Raw genomic sequence first — 16,543 nt, 5'->3', positions numbered from 1 at the left:
ATTTTGTAATTGGTGTTCTAAAAATATACTTTCAACTAGAAAGAAGGGCTAACGCTTGACTAAATCCTATATGATTGGCGTTGATATTGGTACTACAAGTACAAAGGCAGTTCTCTTCGAGGAGAATGGAGCCATAGTTGCACAAGCGAATATGGGTTATCCCTTGCATCAACCCTCCCCTTCTATAGCGGAGCAGGACCCAGAGCAAATCCTACGTGCAGTCTTTCATACCCTCTCTAATGTCATGCGGCAAAGCGCCGTAACTCCAGATAAGATCCTATTCGTCTCCTTCAGTTCAGCCATGCACAGTGTCATTGCAATTGATCAGCTGGGTAAACCACTTACTGCCTGCATCACTTGGGCTGACAACCGTAGTGCCGGATCTGCACTTCGCCTGAAGAACGAGTTCAACGGACATGAGTTGTATTTGCGCACAGGAACGCCTATTCATCCTATGTCACCGATTACCAAGCTAATGTGGCTTCGGGAAGAGCAGCCTCAGTTGTTTCAACAAACCTATAAATTCATTTCTATAAAAGAATACATATTCGCTCGGCTGTTCGGCGAATACATCATCGATCATTCCATTGCCTCTTCTACAGGCATGCTCAACCTTGAACTTTTGGAGTGGGATCAAGAGGCCCTGGAGATAGCCCATATTTCACCAGGTCAACTCTCACGGCTTGTTCCCACCACAGAGATCATGCAAGGCCTGCTTCCCGGTCTAGCAGAGGAGCTACTACTGCTCCCGACGACACCTTTTGTCGTAGGAGCCAGTGATGGCGTCTTGTCCAACCTTGGCGTAGGCGCGATTAAACCCGGTGTAGTGGCCGCAACGATTGGAACAAGCGGAGCGATTCGCACCGTAGTGGATCACCCGCTTACCGACCCTAAAGGACGGACCTTCTGTTATAACTTAACCCCAAAACATTGGGTGATCGGAGGGCCCGTTAATAACGGTGGTATGCTGTTCCGCTGGGTACGGGATGAGTTCGCTGCTTCTGAAGTCGAAACCGCCAAACGTCTTGGCATTGACCCTTACGAGGTTCTAACGCGCATCGCGGAACAAGTTCCGGCAGGTAGCGGTGGTCTTCTATTCCATCCTTACTTAACTGGTGAACGGGCACCGCTGTGGAATCCTGATGCTCGTGGCTCCTTCTTCGGCCTTTCTATGAATCACCATAAGGAGCATATGATTCGCTCGGTACTAGAAGGCGTAATCTTCAATATGTATATGGTTCTGCTGGCTATGGAAGAGCAAATCGGGCGTCCTAGCAAAATTCTGGCTACAGGCGGCTTCGCCCGTTCCTCAATCTGGCGGCAGATGATGTCTGATATTTTTGATCAAGAGGTCATCATTCCGGAGAGTATCGAAAGCTCCTGCCTCGGAGCAGTAGTGCTTGGTCTATACGCAACGGGCCGTGTGGACTCCTTCGATGTTGTATTCGACATGATCGGTTCAACTTACCAGCATGATCCGATTGATGAACATACCAAAGTGTACAAGCAGCTGCTGCCGATTTATATTTCCGTCTACCGTAGTCTGGAAAGCCAGTATCAAGCTATTGCGGAGTTTCAGCGGGAACAAGCTGGAGAATAGACAAAAAATAAAAGCGCCGGTCAACCCGCATATACGGGAGACCGGCGCTTTTATATTACCTAGCAGTAGACTATGTGCTTATGGAGCCTGTTTTTGCTTTCTTTTGTGCGCCTGATCCGAAAATAATCCAAGACGCAGGCACATACCGGAAGACGAGAGCCACTGCCAGCCATGAAACCAGCAGCGCAACAAGCCATCCTCCTACAATCGCTGCGATGTACGCAAGAGAACCCCCGTGAAATGGTAATTTTCTATAGAAATACAGCAGCATAGGGTGCAATAGATAAATTCCGAAGGAGCATGCTCCCACAGATACCAAAAGTCTTGTCAGCAAGCTACGACCCGCCCCATAGAGCAAGAAGGAGATTTGCAACAGCACCACACAAGAGAGCAGCGCATGTAGATTAGAGAAACCCTCATACCATAAGCTGTTGATGACAGTTTTTTCCGTGTAATTGTTAAACCATAGCTCAACATGAACAACCCCTGCTACAATCCATAACAACCACAACGTAATCCAAACCGGACCTTTACCGGCGCGCCAGCCTTCACGTGAAGGCACTAACCATTTTTTCAAAGAAGAGTAATACACTGCAACCCCAGCACCCAGCAGGAAATACGAGAAATAAGTGATCGCCAGACTCCCCTTGGATAACTGCCAATACCCGTGATTGGTCATGTATTTATTCAGCAACACAAAACCCCACTGTAGTAATAACCCGATCAGCGGCGCCCAAGCCGCCAGATGACGAACCTTTTGCAAACACCACAAAATGAGCGGAAATAACACGTAAAACTGAATAATGATAATAATATAATACAGATGCGTATATGCCGTTCCTGTCCATAAATACTTCCATAGCTTAGAAGCCATCTCCCCCGGAGGTAAGCCCCAAGTATTCCCGGCATTCATTTTTAACGCAAAATACAGCAGTGAAAATACTACATAAGGCACAATAATATAAAGCAGCCTTCTAGTGTAGAACTTTCCTAGCGTTTTGCCACCCAGCGGACGGTCAATATAGTTATAGAAGAGCACGAACCCACTCAAAAATATGAATGAAGGTACGGCGAACTGGCTGAATTTATTAATAAATAAGAACGGATGAAACATGTTTGTACCTAGTGTCTCCGCCAACGTTCGTGAAGTAGCATGAATAGCCAGCACTGCAAAAATAGCAATCGCCCGAAAAATATCCAGCTGCGGAATTCTTTCTTTTTGTCTCATAATCTTTCCTCCTGTTAAGCTCCGCATCGAAATGATGCCTTTTTAATCAAATATTATGAAGGCTACTTCCCCACGTTTAAGCGTGTGCGTGTATCAGACCTTCTTCTAACGCTATTTCTCCTGCTGCACGAACCCCTTTGCCCGTTCCTCAGAGATATAACCTGACTTTTCCTGCGGATTGGATTCCAAAGAGCGAGGCACGCTTCCAAAAATAATCCATGAACCCGGAACTCGCCGGAAAGCAAACTGCACAATAAGCCAGCTCCCTCCCAGTGCGACCACAAGCCCTCCGTAGATGAACAAAACATATGTTAGCGACTCTAGGGGAATCTGATATCGGAACCTGCGATATACCGCCAGCAATAGCGGATGAACCAAATATATCGCAAATGAGAGTTCACCCAAACGTGTTAAAAAAGCAACAATCCCGCGAGAGGCCTTACGGTAGATCAGGAATGTAGCATACAACAGAACCAATGCTGATAACATCGTATGGACATTCCATAATAGCTCGTACCACAGCGAATCCGTCCACACCCCAAAATGGCGGGCCACATACCAAAGCTGCACATGGATAAAGGCTGCAATTAACCACCCGCTCACTAACAGGGCAGTCCATCCCTTTTGCTTGGCAGTTAGCTCCCTCCATGGCTTCATCAGCCACGTCTTCACCTTCTCAAAGTGAATCGCGATATAAGCACCCATCATATAATAAGCCAGATAAGAGATCGCCAGGCTCCCTTTTTCAACAATGTGCAGTTCGTATTTATTCCAGAAAATAAACCCCCACTGAAGTGCCAATCCGAGCGGAACCGCCCATTTAATTAAAAAGCGGGAACTCTGGAGTAGCTTAAGCAGTACTGGAAAAAGCAAATAAAACTGAATGCTGATAAATACAAAATACAAATGCGCATATGCGGAACCTGAGAATAACGCTCTAATAAAGCTGTACAGGTTGCCACCGAGGTTCTGGGTCAATCGTCCGTTCACATATAAGGTTAGTGCATAATAGCCCATAGAGGCTAGCAGATAAGGTAATAAAATATACTTTAATCGACGACGGTAGAAATTAATAATCAAGCTGCGTGTCACAGGACGCCCATAATAATTATAAAACAATACGAAGCTGCTCAGAAAAATAAATGAGGGCGTACCGAATTTAAAGAAAATGTTGATCCAGTTCAGCCAGTAATAATAAGGGGAATGCAGTGCCTGCTCTCCAGCCGCAAAAGATGAGGAATGCACATGCAATACGCCTAAGATCGCTAATGCTCTGAAAATATCCAGCTGGGGCAGCCTTTCCTGTCTCGCAGTGTTCATATTATATTCCTCTTCTCTACTATGATGGTTGTTCATAGAGACGCTAAGCGGAATGTGGAAACTGAAAATACCAGGAAGCCTGCACCTGCTGATTTTACATTCTGATATTTGAAGCTGAATGCCTAGCGTGGGATTCGCCTTATCACTAACGCTAATTATATCGAATGTATCTGTTCTAAAAACTTAAGAAGAACTTAAAGTTTCCTTAATAATCTTCTCTAAGACGCAAGAAACCCTGCAGAACCTGCGCTAAAAAAACGCAATATGTAACTGCAGGGTTAAAAAAGCATCGTTTACACTTGTTCCGCATGTTCTTCCGTTGAAGAGGGGCGCAGCTCTCGCAGAGGATTGCCTCCGACAAAAGAGCCAGCCGCCACATTTTTGTGCACCACGGAGCCAGCAGCTATAACTGCCCAATCTCCAATGGTTACACCGGGAAGAATCGTTGTATTCGCGCCGATCAATACATTTTCACCGATCACCACTTCGCCCAGGCGATATTCCTTGATCAGATACTCATGCGCCAGAATCGTCGTGTTATAACCAATAATAGAATTCTCACCTACCGTTATTTTCTCCGGAAAAAACACATCCACCATTGCCATAAGACCAAAAGCCGTGTGTTTACCAACCTTCATCCCCAGCATCCGTCGATAGATCCAATTCTTTAACGGTAGAATCGGACAATAGCGGGCAATCTGAATAAAAATAAAGTTGCGGACACCCTTCCAAGGGCTGACCGTACGGTAAATATACCAAAGTGAGTTATGACCTTCTACTGGATAACGGGTTACGTTTCTCACGATTCATTCGTTCCTCGCTCCATAATTTCTATAATATCCTTCATGTTATGGATGATAAAGTCCGGATCATACTTGCGGAGCGTATCCTCGCCCTTCAAAGACCAAGATACTCCAGCAGCGTATACACCGGCAGCTTTGGCTGATTGAATATCAACTGCACTGTCACCTATCATTAAGGTTTTGCGAGGATCAACACCAAGATTGTGGACCGCTGTCAGAACGGGCTCCGGATGTGGCTTTGGTTCAGTAACATCGTTCACAGTCACAATCGTATCCATGTACTTAAGCAAATCGAACCTTTCCAGGGTCTTGATCGTTGTTGGACGGATCTTAGTAGTTACAATCCCAAGTTTGATCCCACGACGCGAGAGCTCCTCAATAGTCTCCTTTACAAGCGGGAAAGAACGCACTAACTCATCATGATGCTCATTATTATAAGAACGATAGGACTTTTCTAACGTACCATTTACATCCTCTAGTCCAGAGAATACTCTCATCTGTTGCTGAAGGGTTGTTCCCATATGCGGAATTATCTCTTCTCTGGTCAGTGGAGCCAGACCATTGTCCTTCAGCGCGTACATAAATGAACTAATGATTAGCTCATTCGTATCGACAATCGTTCCATCCAGATCAAAAAGAACGCATTCTATCATAAGTTTTACTGCTCCTTCTTATCTCCATCCGCTGGCTGTCCTTGCTCAGGTTGTGTTCCTTGACGAGTTTTCTGCGGTGTATTTACTGCGCTTTCTGGCACTACAGTATCTGCTTGGATCGGTTTAGTACATACGATAGGGTCAGAATAATGTGCTTTAGGCTCTCCGGTTACTCTGCGAATAACGATCAGCAATATAGCTGCCACAATAATCAGTAGAGAAAGCAGCTGAGAAATACGAATATTACCATAGGCAGGATCCAAATATCCTTGTTCAAAACCTAACCATTCCATCGGACTCCATAAGCCGTTTATAAACGAAGCCAGTCCTGCACTTCCGTTAAACGCTAAACTGTCAGTACGCACAGCCTCGATGAAGAACCGACCGATGGAATACCATATAAAGTAAGACATGAAGATTTCTCCAGCACGTACAAACTTCTGACGACGGAGAACCATCAATAACGCAATCCCTAGTAAGCTCCAAAGAGATTCATACAGGAAGGTCGGATGATGAAAAGCATCCCCTATGTACATTTGATTAACGATGAAGTCAGGCAAATGCAGTTTATCCCGTAAAAAAGATTCCTCAACTACGCTGCCGTATGCCTCTTGGTTGACAAAGTTTCCCCAGCGGCCAATCATTTGACCCGCCAGTAGTCCAGGTGCGCAAATATCAACAATACGCCAGAAAGGGTAACCCTTATAACGGAAATAAATAATTCCGCAAATAATCGCTCCTATTAATGCGCCGTAAATGGCGATGCCGCCATTCCAGATCTTAAAGACGTCTATCAGATTATGCTTATAATCGTCCCATTTAAAAGCTACAAAATAAATCCGTGCCCCTATAATTGCCGAGGGTACACCCAGTAGCAGCATATCCATAAAGAATTCTTGCGGGATTCCGAACCGTTTGCCCTCGCGGATCGCAAGAAATAATCCCGCGAGTGCACCGACCCCTAGTATTAACCCGTACCAGTGTACAGGTAGTGATCCAATTGAGAATACAATAGGATCTATTGCTAATGGGAACATTGTCTCACACTCCTAATCGAGATCGTCCATATCCTCAGATATGGTCGCAGTTAACTTATTCGTAAACTGCAGGGCTGCATTAAAACCCATTTGCTTCAGGCGATAGTTCATCGCAGCAACCTCAATAATAACGGCAAGGTTACGTCCTGGACGTACAGGAATGGTTACAAGTGGAACATCGGTATCAATAATCCGCGTTGTTTCCTCATCAAGTCCAAGCCGGTCATACTGCTTGTCTTGCTGCCAAGCCTCTAATCTAACGACAAGTGTAATCCGTTTATGATTACGGATAGCACCCGCACCAAAAAGTGTCATTACGTTAATGATACCTACTCCGCGAATTTCCAACAAGTGACGGATCAACTCAGGGGCTGTACCATGCAGCTGGTTATCTGAAGTCTGGCGGATTTCCACGGCATCATCAGCGATCAGTCTATGTCCACGTTTTACAAGTTCAAGGGCTGTCTCACTCTTACCAATACCACTACTACCAGTAATCAGCATACCTACACCATATACATCACAGAGCACACCATGAATCGTTGCTGTAGGGGCTAATCTCCCTTCTAAGAAGCTCGTCAAACGGCTGGAGAAAATAGTCGTAGCCATCGAGCTACGAAGCACAGGAAGTCCCTTTTCATTACTTATATCAATTAACTCCTGTGGCACATCCAAACTACGGGTAATTACGATACAAGGGGTATTGTCATTACAGATTCCACGAAGCCTACTTTTACGTTCAGCTTCAGGCAGCATGGAGAAGAATGCGAGTTCTGTCTTACCTAATAGTTGAACACGTTCTTCCGGATAATATTCGAAATAACCAGCAATCTCTAGTCCAGGGCGATTCAGGTCATCGACCGTAATAGGTCGTTTTAGACCTTCCTGGCCGGAAATAACCTCTAATTGAAAATGTTGTACCAATTCAGATACTTTTACTTTCTTAGCCATGTAAATTCGTCCTTTCGTCACCTGCGGTATATGTCCGCTTACTGCGTCCGGTTGACAGCGATCTCATTACAATTCCGGAGGTAATTCTCCTGCTATCTTAATTGATAACGCTTGTGAATGCAATCTTAACGCCTATCCATTACGACCCTAATTAAACAATAAAGCCACCCTTTCGGGTGGCTTTATCAAGAGAGAAAAGATCCTGCGATCTTATCCCAACAGAATGTTAACTTCGGATTCTTTATCGAAGAAGTGAACTTTGTTCATATCGATAGCCAATTTTGGCTTGCTGCCTTCGCGAGTAGTGGAACGTCCATCTACACGAGCGATTACAGTAGATTTACCAAGGCCGCTCAAGTAAAGGAGCATTTCGTGACCAAGGTTTTCAGTTACATCAACCAATGAAGTAAAGATTGTGTTCGGGGAAGCTTCCAAGAATACTGGCTCTTCATGGATATCTTCTGGACGAACGCCCATAATTACTTCTTTGCCAATGTAGCCTTTGCTGCGGATGATTTGAGCTTTTCCGCCTGGTACTTCAACATCAAGGTTCTCAGCGCGGAAACGGATAGAACCGTTTGCTTCGGACAAAGTACCATTGATAAAGTTCATTGTAGGGGATCCGATAAATCCAGCTACGAACAGGTTAGTTGGTTCATTGTACAACTCTTCAGGGGAAGCAGCTTGTTGAATGATACCATCATACATAACTACGATACGGTCACCCATTGTCATAGCTTCTGTTTGGTCATGCGTTACGTAGATACAAGTGGTTTCAAGGCGTTTAACCAGTTTAGTGATTTCAGCGCGCATTTGACCACGAAGTTTAGCATCCAAGTTGGAAAGAGGCTCATCCATCAAGAAGACTTGTGGATCACGTACGATAGCGCGTCCCAAAGCGACACGTTGGCGTTGACCACCGGAAAGTGCTTTTGGTTTACGATCTAGCAAATGTTCGATATCGAGAATTCTAGCAGCTTCACGTACTTTCTTGTCGATTTCATCTTTCTTCACTTTACGAAGTTTCAAACCGAAAGCCATGTTTTGGTATACGCTCATATGCGGATACAGGGCGTAGGATTGGAATACCATCGCGATATCGCGGTCTTTAGGTGCAACGTCGTTGACTACACGATCGCCAATGTACATTTTACCTTCGGAGATTTCTTCCAGACCAGCGATCATACGCAAAGTTGTGGATTTACCGCAACCGGATGGTCCAACCAATACTAGAAATTCCTTATCTTTAATATCAAGATTGATATCCATTACTGTTGCTTTATCTGAACCCGGGTATTTTTTGAAAATATGCTCTAAACGTACGCCTGCCATTGTATTTCCCCCTCGAGTTAATTATTGATTAATTGAAAAATTCTTTTTTCCTTGTACATTTATATTACCCTAGACGGGACACGGTGGCTATTTGTAACGTTCACAAAAAACCTATTTCCTTTTCGTCACTTTATACAAAAGCATAGTAAGCTTCACAATAGCAGCGTCCCCAAAGCTACGCACATCGGCACCCGTCTCCTGTTTTATCTTGTCCAGACGGTATAAAAGCGTGTTGCGATGAATATATAGCTTCTTGGCTGTTTCACTTACATTACAATCCATCTCAAAAAACGTCTCCAGGGTCATCAGCATCTCTTTATCCGATAATACGGAAGAATAGTCGCCAATCTGTCCAAGTAACTGTTTACGCCGTGCATCAGGAATGCTGTTAACCAAACGTTCCAAATGCAGCTCCCAAGGTAAATGAATATATTCACCCACTTGGAAAATACGTCCGAGTACAATGGTCTCCCTCAGCAAGGCCACGGATCCCGTCAATCCCTTAACAGGGACTATAGCCGGAGCTACAGCCAAATGGAATACACCTACCCATTCGCTGGCTATCAGTTCGTGTAAGCCCATACTGGTCTGAGCCAGAATTTCATCTACACTCTCTTCTTCCTCATCCTTATCATCTCCGCCCGTGAGTAGTTCCTTCCGGGCCAATATTAACCATTCTTTTTCTTGAAGAGGTATAAGCAGAATTTCATTCTCAAAATAGCTGCGCAGCAGCTTCATTAAGGAACGATAAGTGATCTGCGGGCTATGTGCATTCTCACTGCTAAGTAGGAATGGAACCATATCTCCGAATAAACGTCCCTTTAGAGCCATCTCATCGGGTATCTCAGAGTCATTTTTCTCTTGCTCCAGTTCGGTGTTCAACCAGATACCCAGCTGCCGAGCCTCCGCTTCCCCTTCTTCTCTAACCCCAGTAGCTTTTAGTGCAATTGCAAAGTTTCGAACTGCATAATTCACTAATTGTATTTCCAAAGAGTTAAGTCCATCCAATTCCACCCAGACAGCGGTTACACGTCCATCAGTCTCATATAATGGTGCCCAAAGATGACCCTCATGGATTACCGGCTGTTCCTGTGCTTCCAATCCCATACTAAAAAGAGAAGCTGAATGTTGCCTACCTAACTGCTTGATTCCGGTTTTCTTTCCGGTGAGCTGCTCTAACTTTTTCCGCAATGTTTCGCTATCCATAGTCACCATACTCCACCACTTTTGCTCTTTTCGCCTATTTTAGCATATTCTCTAATATTATGTTAATCACTACAGCAGCGCGCTACTATAATACGACATAAAAACACAAAAAAAGCCACCACCCTAAGGTGATGACTTTCTATTTGGGATGAGCCATGAAGGACTCGAACCTTCGACACCCTGATTAAAAGTCAGGTGCTCTACCAACTGAGCTAATGGCTCATAAATGGTGGGGGATGATGGATTCGAACCACCGAACACGTACGTGAGCAGATTTACAGTCTGATGCGTTTGGCCACTTCGCTAATCCCCCAAAAAAGGTGGCTCGGGACGGAATCGAACCGCCGACACGAGGATTTTCAGTCCTCTGCTCTACCGACTGAGCTACCGAGCCATAAGATTACATGACAATTAAGCGGAAAAGTCTTACACTTCCCACTCATTTTGTGGAAAAAATGGCGGAACCGACGGGATTCGAACCCGCGGTCTCCTGCGTGACAGGCAGGCATGTTAGGCCAACTACACCACGGTTCCGCATTAATTAAAAATGGTGCCGGCGAGAGGACTTGAACCCCCAACCTACTGATTACAAGTCAGTTGCTCTACCAGTTGAGCTACACCGGCACGGTGTAAAAGCAATTCTAAAAAGATGAAAATGGTGGAGGCTGAGGGGATCGAACCCCCGACCCTCTGCTTGTAAGGCAGATGCTCTCCCAGCTGAGCTAAGCCTCCAGGTATTATGGTAGCGGCGAAGGGGATCGAACCCCCGACCTCACGGGTATGAACCGTACGCTCTAGCCAGCTGAGCTACACCGCCACAATAATTAGTATTGCTATGGATTGAAAATGGCGGAGAGAGTGGGATTCGAACCCACGCACCGCTTACGCAGTCTAACCCCTTAGCAGAGGGTCCCCTTATAGCCACTTGGGTATCTCTCCAAACGATATCAGTACCACAGCAATCCAAACAGGAATTTGACTCCCTGAAAACTGAATCCGAAACGAATCTGCATTCTAACTATAGGATAAGCCCTCGACCGATTAGTATTGGTCAGCTCCATGCATTACTGCACTTCCACCTCCAACCTATCTACCTCGTCGTCTTCAAGGGGTCTTACTAATTGGGAAATCTCATCTTGAGGGGGGCTTCACGCTTAGATGCTTTCAGCGCTTATCCCGTCCGTACGTAGCTACCCAGCCATGCTCCTGGCGGAACAACTGGTGCACCAGCGGTACGTCCATCCCGGTCCTCTCGTACTAAGGACAGCTCCTCTCAAATTTCCTGCGCCCACGACAGATAGGGACCGAACTGTCTCACGACGTTCTGAACCCAGCTCGCGTACCGCTTTAATGGGCGAACAGCCCAACCCTTGGGACCTACTTCAGCCCCAGGATGCGATGAGCCGACATCGAGGTGCCAAACCTCCCCGTCGATGTGGACTCTTGGGGGAGATAAGCCTGTTATCCCCAGGGTAGCTTTTATCCGTTGAGCGATGGCCCTTCCATGCGGTACCACCGGATCACTAAGTCCGACTTTCGTCCCTGCTCGACTTGTAGGTCTCGCAGTCAAGCTCCCTTATGCCTTTGCACTCTGCGAATGATTTCCAACCATTCTGAGGGAACCTTGGAACGCCTCCGTTACTCTTTAGGAGGCGACCGCCCCAGTCAAACTGCCCGCCTGACACGGTCCCCGTACCCGGTAAGGGCACTAGGTTAGAACCTAGATACGATCAGGGTGGTATCCCAACGGCGCCTCCACCGAAGCTTGCGCTCCGATTTCTACGGCTCCCACCTATCCTGTACAGATCGTACCCAAATTCAATATCAAGCTGCAGTAAAGCTCCATGGGGTCTTTCCGTCTTGTCGCGGGTAACCTGCATCTTCACAGGTATTAAAATTTCACCGGATCTCTCGTTGAGACAGCGCCCAAGTCGTTACGCCATTCGTGCGGGTCAGAATTTACCTGACAAGGAATTTCGCTACCTTAGGACCGTTATAGTTACGGCCGCCGTTTACTGGGGCTTCGGTTCATAGCTTCGGGTTACCCCTAACCACTCCCCTTAACCTTCCAGCACCGGGCAGGCGTCAGCCCGTATACTTCGCCTTGCGGCTTCGCACAGACCTGTGTTTTTGCTAAACAGTCGCTTGGGCCTTTTCACTGCGGCCCCCTCGTGCTATTCACACTACCGGGGCACCCCTTCTCCCGAAGTTACGGGGTCATTTTGCCGAGTTCCTTAACGAGAGTTCTTCCGCGCGCCTTAGAATTCTCTTCTCGCCTACCTGTGTCGGTTTGCGGTACGGGCACCTTCTCCTGGCTAGAGGCTTTTCTTGGCAGTGTGAGATCATGACCTTCGCTACTACAATTTTCGCTCCCCATCACAGCCCAGCCTTAATGATGTGCGGATTTGCCTACACATCAGCCTCACTGCTTAGACGGACATCCATCAGTCCGCGTCACTACCCTCCTGCGTCACCCCATCGCTCATAGCGGATTACGGTGGTACAGTAATTTCAAACTGTTGTCCTTCGACTACGCCTTTCGGCCTCGCCTTAGGTCCCGACTTACCCTGAGCGGACGAGCCTTCCTCAGGAAACCTTGGGCTTTCGGCGGATCAGATTCTCACTGATCTTTTCGTTACTCATACCGGCATTCTCACTTGTGTAGTGTCCAGCGCTCTTTTCAGTACACCTTCAACCCCTACACAACGCTCCCCTACCCCAGATGCAAAGCATCTAGCCATAGCTTCGGTGGTGTGTTTAGCCCCGTTACATTTTCGGCGCAGAGTCACTCGACCAGTGAGCTATTACGCACTCTTTCAATGGTGGCTGCTTCTAAGCCAACATCCTGGTTGTCTGTGCAACTCCACATCCTTTCCCACTTAACACACACTTGGGGACCTTAGCTGATGGTCTGGGCTGTTTCCCTTTTGACAATGGATCTTAGCACTCACTGTCTGACTCCCGGCAATAAGTATATGGCATTCGGAGTTTGACTGAGCTTGGTAATCCTTGCGGACCCCGCACCCAATCAGTGCTCTACCTCCACTACTCTTATACCGAGGCTAGCCCTAAAGCTATTTCGGGGAGAACCAGCTATCTCCGAGTTCGATTGGAATTTCTCCGCTACCCCCACCTCATCCCCGCACTTTTCAACGTACGTGGGTTCGGGCCTCCAGTGCGTGTTACCGCACCTTCACCCTGGACAGGGGTAGATCACACGGTTTCGGGTCTACGTCCACATACTAATTCGCCCTATTCAGACTCGCTTTCGCTGCGGCTCCACCTTCTCGGCTTAACCTTGCATGTTAAACGTAACTCGCCGGTTCATTCTACAAAAGGCACGCCATCACCCATTAATAGGGCTCTGACTTTTTGTAAGCACACGGTTTCAGGTTCTATTTCACTCCCCTTCCGGGGTGCTTTTCACCTTTCCCTCACGGTACTGTTTCACTATCGGTCGCCAGGTAGTATTTAGCCTTAGCAGATGGTCCTGCTGGATTCATACGGGGTTTCACGTGCCCCGCACTACTCGGGATCCGTCTCGGAGAGAATACAGTTTAGGTTACAGGGCTTTTACCTCTATCGCGGGCCTTTCCAGACCTCTTCACCTACCATATTCCTTTGTAACTCCATGTGAGACGTCCCACAACCCCTAAGAGCAAGCTCTTAGGTTTAGGCTGTTCCGCGTTCGCTCGCCGCTACTGACGGAATCACTATTGTTTTCTCTTCCTCAGGGTACTTAGATGTTTCAGTTCCCCTGGTCTGCCTCTACATTTCCTATGTATTCAGAAATGAGTAACTGCGAATTACCACAGCTGGGTTTCCCCATTCGGACACCCCCGGATCAAAGCTTGCTTACAGCTCCCCGAGGCAGTTTCGTTGTTCGCCACGTCCTTCGTCGGCTCCTGGCGCCTAGGCATCCTCCGTGTGCTCTTATTAGCTTAACCTTGATTTTTCCGCAGGAAAATATCATACGATGACATTCTCTTTGGAATCATCTCACTAATAACATTTACTTGTTTACACAAGTTGCTAAAAGATGTTCTAAAACGCAAATTCGTTTCGGTATCCAGTTTTCAAGGATCAAGTGTATAGACATAACAAATAGATGAAGTTTGTTGGTGGAGCCAAGCGGGATCGAACCGCTGACCTCCTGCTTGCAAGGCAGGCACTCTCCCAGCTGAGCTATGGCCCCATAAAATTACTCTATAATGTTATATGGTGGGCCTTGGTGGACTCGAACCACCGACCTCACCCTTATCAGAGGTGCGCTCTAACCAACTGAGCTAAAAGCCCATATAACATATATAACATTGTGAATCAACCAATGAATTGGTTGTCCGCTTGGCAACGTCCTACTCTCCCAGGACCCTTCGGTCCAAGTACCATCGGCGCTGGAGGGCTTAACGGTCGTGTTCGGGATGGGTACGTGTGGAACCCCTCCGCTATCGCCACCAAACGCATACGAAAGAGACTTGCTCTTTCAAAACTGAACACGAGTGAGTGTTCGAACCCGAAGGTTCTATTGTGGAAGCTGAGCTTCCGATTTGAATGTCCTCATTGCAGAGAACGATTCTCCATAGAAAGGAGGTGATCCAGCCGCACCTTCCGATACGGCTACCTTGTTACGACTTCACCCCAATCATCTACCCCACCTTCGGCGGCTGGCTCCCTTGCGGGTTACCCCACCGACTTCGGGTGTTGTAAACTCTCGTGGTGTGACGGGCGGTGTGTACAAGACCCGGGAACGTATTCACCGCGGCATGCTGATCCGCGATTACTAGCAATTCCGACTTCATGCAGGCGAGTTGCAGCCTGCAATCCGAACTGAGACCGGCTTTGATGGGATTGGCTCCACCTCGCGGCTTCGCTTCCCGTTGTACCGGCCATTGTAGTACGTGTGTAGCCCAGGTCATAAGGGGCATGATGATTTGACGTCATCCCCACCTTCCTCCGGTTTGTCACCGGCAGTCACTCTAGAGTGCCCAACATTACTTGCTGGCAACTAAAGTTAAGGGTTGCGCTCGTTGCGGGACTTAACCCAACATCTCACGACACGAGCTGACGACAACCATGCACCACCTGTCTCCTCTGTCCCGAAGGCCGCTGCTATCTCTAGCAGATTCAGAGGGATGTCAAGACCTGGTAAGGTTCTTCGCGTTGCTTCGAATTAAACCACATACTCCACTGCTTGTGCGGGTCCCCGTCAATTCCTTTGAGTTTCAGTCTTGCGACCGTACTCCCCAGGCGGAGTGCTTACTGTGTTAACTTCGGCACCAAGGGTATCGAAACCCCTAACACCTAGCACTCATCGTTTACGGCGTGGACTACCAGGGTATCTAATCCTGTTTGCTCCCCACGCTTTCGCGCCTCAGCGTCAGTTACAGCCCAGAAAGTCGCCTTCGCCACTGGTGTTCCTCCACATATCTACGCATTTCACCGCTACACGTGGAATTCCACTTTCCTCTTCTGTACTCAAGCCACCCAGTTTCCAGTGCGACCTCAGGTTGAGCCCAAGGTTTAAACACCAGACTTAAATAGCCGCCTGCGCGCGCTTTACGCCCAATAATTCCGGACAACGCTTGCCCCCTACGTATTACCGCGGCTGCTGGCACGTAGTTAGCCGGGGCTTTCTTCTCAGGTACCGTCACTCCGGTAGCAGTTACTCTACCGGACGTTCTTCCCTGGCAACAGAGCTTTACGATCCGAAAACCTTCATCACTCACGCGGCGTTGCTCCGTCAGGCTTTCGCCCATTGCGGAAGATTCCCTACTGCTGCCTCCCGTAGGAGTCTGGGCCGTGTCTCAGTCCCAGTGTGGCCGTTCACCCTCTCAGGTCGGCTACGCATCGTCGCCTTGGTGGGCCGTTACCCCACCAACTAGCTAATGCGCCGCAGGCCCATCCCTCAGTGACAGATTGCTCCGTCTTTCATTCTTCTCTCAGGAGAAAAAAGAAATTATCCGGTATTAGCTACCGTTTCCGGTAGTTATCCCAGTCTGAAGGGCAGGTTGCCTACGTGTTACTCACCCGTCCGCCGCTAAGTTATTTTGAAAGCAAGCTTTCAAAATAACTCCGCTCGACTTGCATGTATTAGGCACGCCGCCAGCGTTCGTCCTGAGCCAGGATCAAACTCTCCAATTAGTATTGAAAAGAGCGATATGCTCATTTTGAAACATCTGACGAGAAAATTAATTCTCTAATTTGGATTTCACTTACGTGATTTCCCACTCACTCACTCGTTGTTCAGTTTTCAAAGATCAATGTCTCATCTTTCGTCGTCGTTGCTTGTCAGCAGCGACCTTTATAATATATCACAGCGCCTTTGTTTTCGTCAAGCATTTTTTTTAATTTCTTTTTTTGCTTGACCATTTCAGCAAGTTGTTAATCAACAGCTTGTCCAAACGGGCGAGACT

Annotated in this window: 9 protein-coding genes, 10 tRNA genes and 3 rRNA genes; 1 reads left to right on the top strand and 21 read right to left on the bottom strand. The window is 47.3% G+C overall.

Annotated features, from left to right (window positions below):
- The first annotated feature begins 70 nt into the window (after positions 1-70).
- Positions 71-1,600 (top strand): gluconokinase, encoded by a 1,530-nt coding sequence (gene gntK / locus NYE58_RS00770; protein ID WP_076277742.1) that lies wholly within the window; start codon positions 71-73, stop codon positions 1,598-1,600.
- A 70-nt stretch (positions 1,601-1,670) separates the two neighbouring features.
- On the opposite strand, the gene NYE58_RS00765 is transcribed toward gntK, so the two are convergent.
- From NYE58_RS00765 to NYE58_RS00665, 21 genes are all read right to left on the bottom strand, one after another.
- The gene (locus tag NYE58_RS00765; RefSeq protein ID WP_076219571.1) at positions 1,671-2,828 is read right to left on the bottom strand and encodes an acyltransferase; all 1,158 of its coding nucleotides are present in this window, start codon (positions 2,826-2,828) and stop codon (positions 1,671-1,673) included.
- 111 nt (positions 2,829-2,939) lie between these two features.
- Positions 2,940-4,148, bottom strand: coding sequence for an acyltransferase (locus tag NYE58_RS00760; protein ID WP_076219572.1), 1,209 nt, complete (start codon positions 4,146-4,148; stop codon positions 2,940-2,942).
- Positions 4,149-4,441: 293 nt separating this feature from the next.
- Complete coding sequence (locus tag NYE58_RS00755; RefSeq protein WP_170914218.1) at positions 4,442-4,951, bottom strand: acyltransferase; 510 nt, start codon at positions 4,949-4,951, stop codon at positions 4,442-4,444.
- A complete protein-coding gene (gene ppaX / locus NYE58_RS00750) occupies positions 4,948-5,604 on the bottom strand; it encodes a pyrophosphatase PpaX (RefSeq protein ID WP_076126829.1) in 657 nt (218 codons plus the stop codon). The genes NYE58_RS00755 and ppaX overlap by 4 nt, the downstream gene beginning before the upstream one ends.
- A 5-nt stretch (positions 5,605-5,609) precedes the next feature.
- Complete coding sequence (gene lgt, locus NYE58_RS00745; RefSeq protein WP_076126827.1) at positions 5,610-6,641, bottom strand: prolipoprotein diacylglyceryl transferase; 1,032 nt, start codon at positions 6,639-6,641, stop codon at positions 5,610-5,612.
- A gap of 12 nt (positions 6,642-6,653) precedes the next feature.
- Entirely contained in the window at positions 6,654-7,592 is a 939-nt protein-coding gene (gene hprK, locus NYE58_RS00740; protein ID WP_036687047.1) for an HPr(Ser) kinase/phosphatase, read from the bottom strand.
- Positions 7,593-7,802: 210 nt separating this feature from the next.
- A complete protein-coding gene (locus NYE58_RS00735) occupies positions 7,803-8,924 on the bottom strand; it encodes an ABC transporter ATP-binding protein (RefSeq protein WP_076126826.1) in 1,122 nt (373 codons plus the stop codon).
- Positions 8,925-9,035: 111 nt separating this feature from the next.
- The gene (locus tag NYE58_RS00730; RefSeq protein ID WP_341000899.1) at positions 9,036-10,130 is read right to left on the bottom strand and encodes a PucR family transcriptional regulator; all 1,095 of its coding nucleotides are present in this window, start codon (positions 10,128-10,130) and stop codon (positions 9,036-9,038) included.
- A gap of 149 nt (positions 10,131-10,279) precedes the next feature.
- Positions 10,280-10,352: transfer RNA gene (locus NYE58_RS00725), tRNA-Lys, on the bottom strand.
- Between the two features lie 5 nt (positions 10,353-10,357).
- A tRNA-Tyr gene (locus tag NYE58_RS00720) sits at positions 10,358-10,443 on the bottom strand.
- An 8-nt stretch (positions 10,444-10,451) separates the two neighbouring features.
- Positions 10,452-10,524: transfer RNA gene (locus NYE58_RS00715), tRNA-Phe, on the bottom strand.
- Between the two features lie 62 nt (positions 10,525-10,586).
- Positions 10,587-10,664 (bottom strand) — tRNA-Asp (locus NYE58_RS00710).
- Positions 10,665-10,678: 14 nt separating this feature from the next.
- Positions 10,679-10,754: transfer RNA gene (locus tag NYE58_RS00705), tRNA-Thr, on the bottom strand.
- 32 nt (positions 10,755-10,786) lie between these two features.
- Positions 10,787-10,862: transfer RNA gene (locus tag NYE58_RS00700), tRNA-Val, on the bottom strand.
- Between the two features lie 8 nt (positions 10,863-10,870).
- Positions 10,871-10,947: transfer RNA gene (locus tag NYE58_RS00695), tRNA-Met, on the bottom strand.
- A gap of 30 nt (positions 10,948-10,977) precedes the next feature.
- Positions 10,978-11,069: transfer RNA gene (locus NYE58_RS00690), tRNA-Ser, on the bottom strand.
- Positions 11,070-11,151: 82 nt separating this feature from the next.
- Positions 11,152-14,077: ribosomal RNA gene (locus NYE58_RS00685) — 23S ribosomal RNA — on the bottom strand.
- Positions 14,078-14,249: 172 nt separating this feature from the next.
- Positions 14,250-14,325 (bottom strand) — tRNA-Ala (locus tag NYE58_RS00680).
- Positions 14,326-14,349: 24 nt separating this feature from the next.
- Positions 14,350-14,426: transfer RNA gene (locus NYE58_RS00675), tRNA-Ile, on the bottom strand.
- Positions 14,427-14,472: 46 nt separating this feature from the next.
- Positions 14,473-14,589 (bottom strand): 5S ribosomal RNA (gene rrf, locus NYE58_RS00670).
- A gap of 124 nt (positions 14,590-14,713) precedes the next feature.
- Positions 14,714-16,271: ribosomal RNA gene (locus NYE58_RS00665) — 16S ribosomal RNA — on the bottom strand.
- Together the 16S, 23S and 5S rRNA genes with 10 tRNA genes alongside form the textbook arrangement of a ribosomal RNA operon.
- Between the last annotated feature and the right edge of the window lie 272 nt (positions 16,272-16,543).

The organism is Paenibacillus sp. FSL L8-0708 (assembly GCF_038009325.1).
Taxonomy (GTDB): Bacteria; Bacillota; Bacilli; order Paenibacillales; family Paenibacillaceae; genus Paenibacillus_AQ; species Paenibacillus_AQ odorifer.
Note: the sequence above shows the minus strand (reverse complement) of the source record. Positions and strands in the feature narration are given on the sequence as shown.

Bases quoted from the DNA above. Each gene is read 5' to 3' on its own strand.
- gntK (WP_076277742.1), top strand. From the start codon at position 71: ATGATTGGCGTTGATATTGGTACTACAAGTACAAAGGCAGTTCTCTTC.
- NYE58_RS00765 (WP_076219571.1), bottom strand. From the start codon at position 2,828: ATGAGACAAAAAGAAAGAATTCCGCAGCTGGATATTTTTCGGGCGATT.
- NYE58_RS00760 (WP_076219572.1), bottom strand. From the start codon at position 4,148: ATGAACACTGCGAGACAGGAAAGGCTGCCCCAGCTGGATATTTTCAGA.
- ppaX (WP_076126829.1), bottom strand. From the start codon at position 5,604: ATGATAGAATGCGTTCTTTTTGATCTGGATGGAACGATTGTCGATACG.
- lgt (WP_076126827.1), bottom strand. From the start codon at position 6,641: ATGTTCCCATTAGCAATAGATCCTATTGTATTCTCAATTGGATCACTA.
- hprK (WP_036687047.1), bottom strand. From the start codon at position 7,592: ATGGCTAAGAAAGTAAAAGTATCTGAATTGGTACAACATTTTCAATTA.
- NYE58_RS00735 (WP_076126826.1), bottom strand. From the start codon at position 8,924: ATGGCAGGCGTACGTTTAGAGCATATTTTCAAAAAATACCCGGGTTCA.
- NYE58_RS00730 (WP_341000899.1), bottom strand. From the start codon at position 10,130: ATGGATAGCGAAACATTGCGGAAAAAGTTAGAGCAGCTCACCGGAAAG.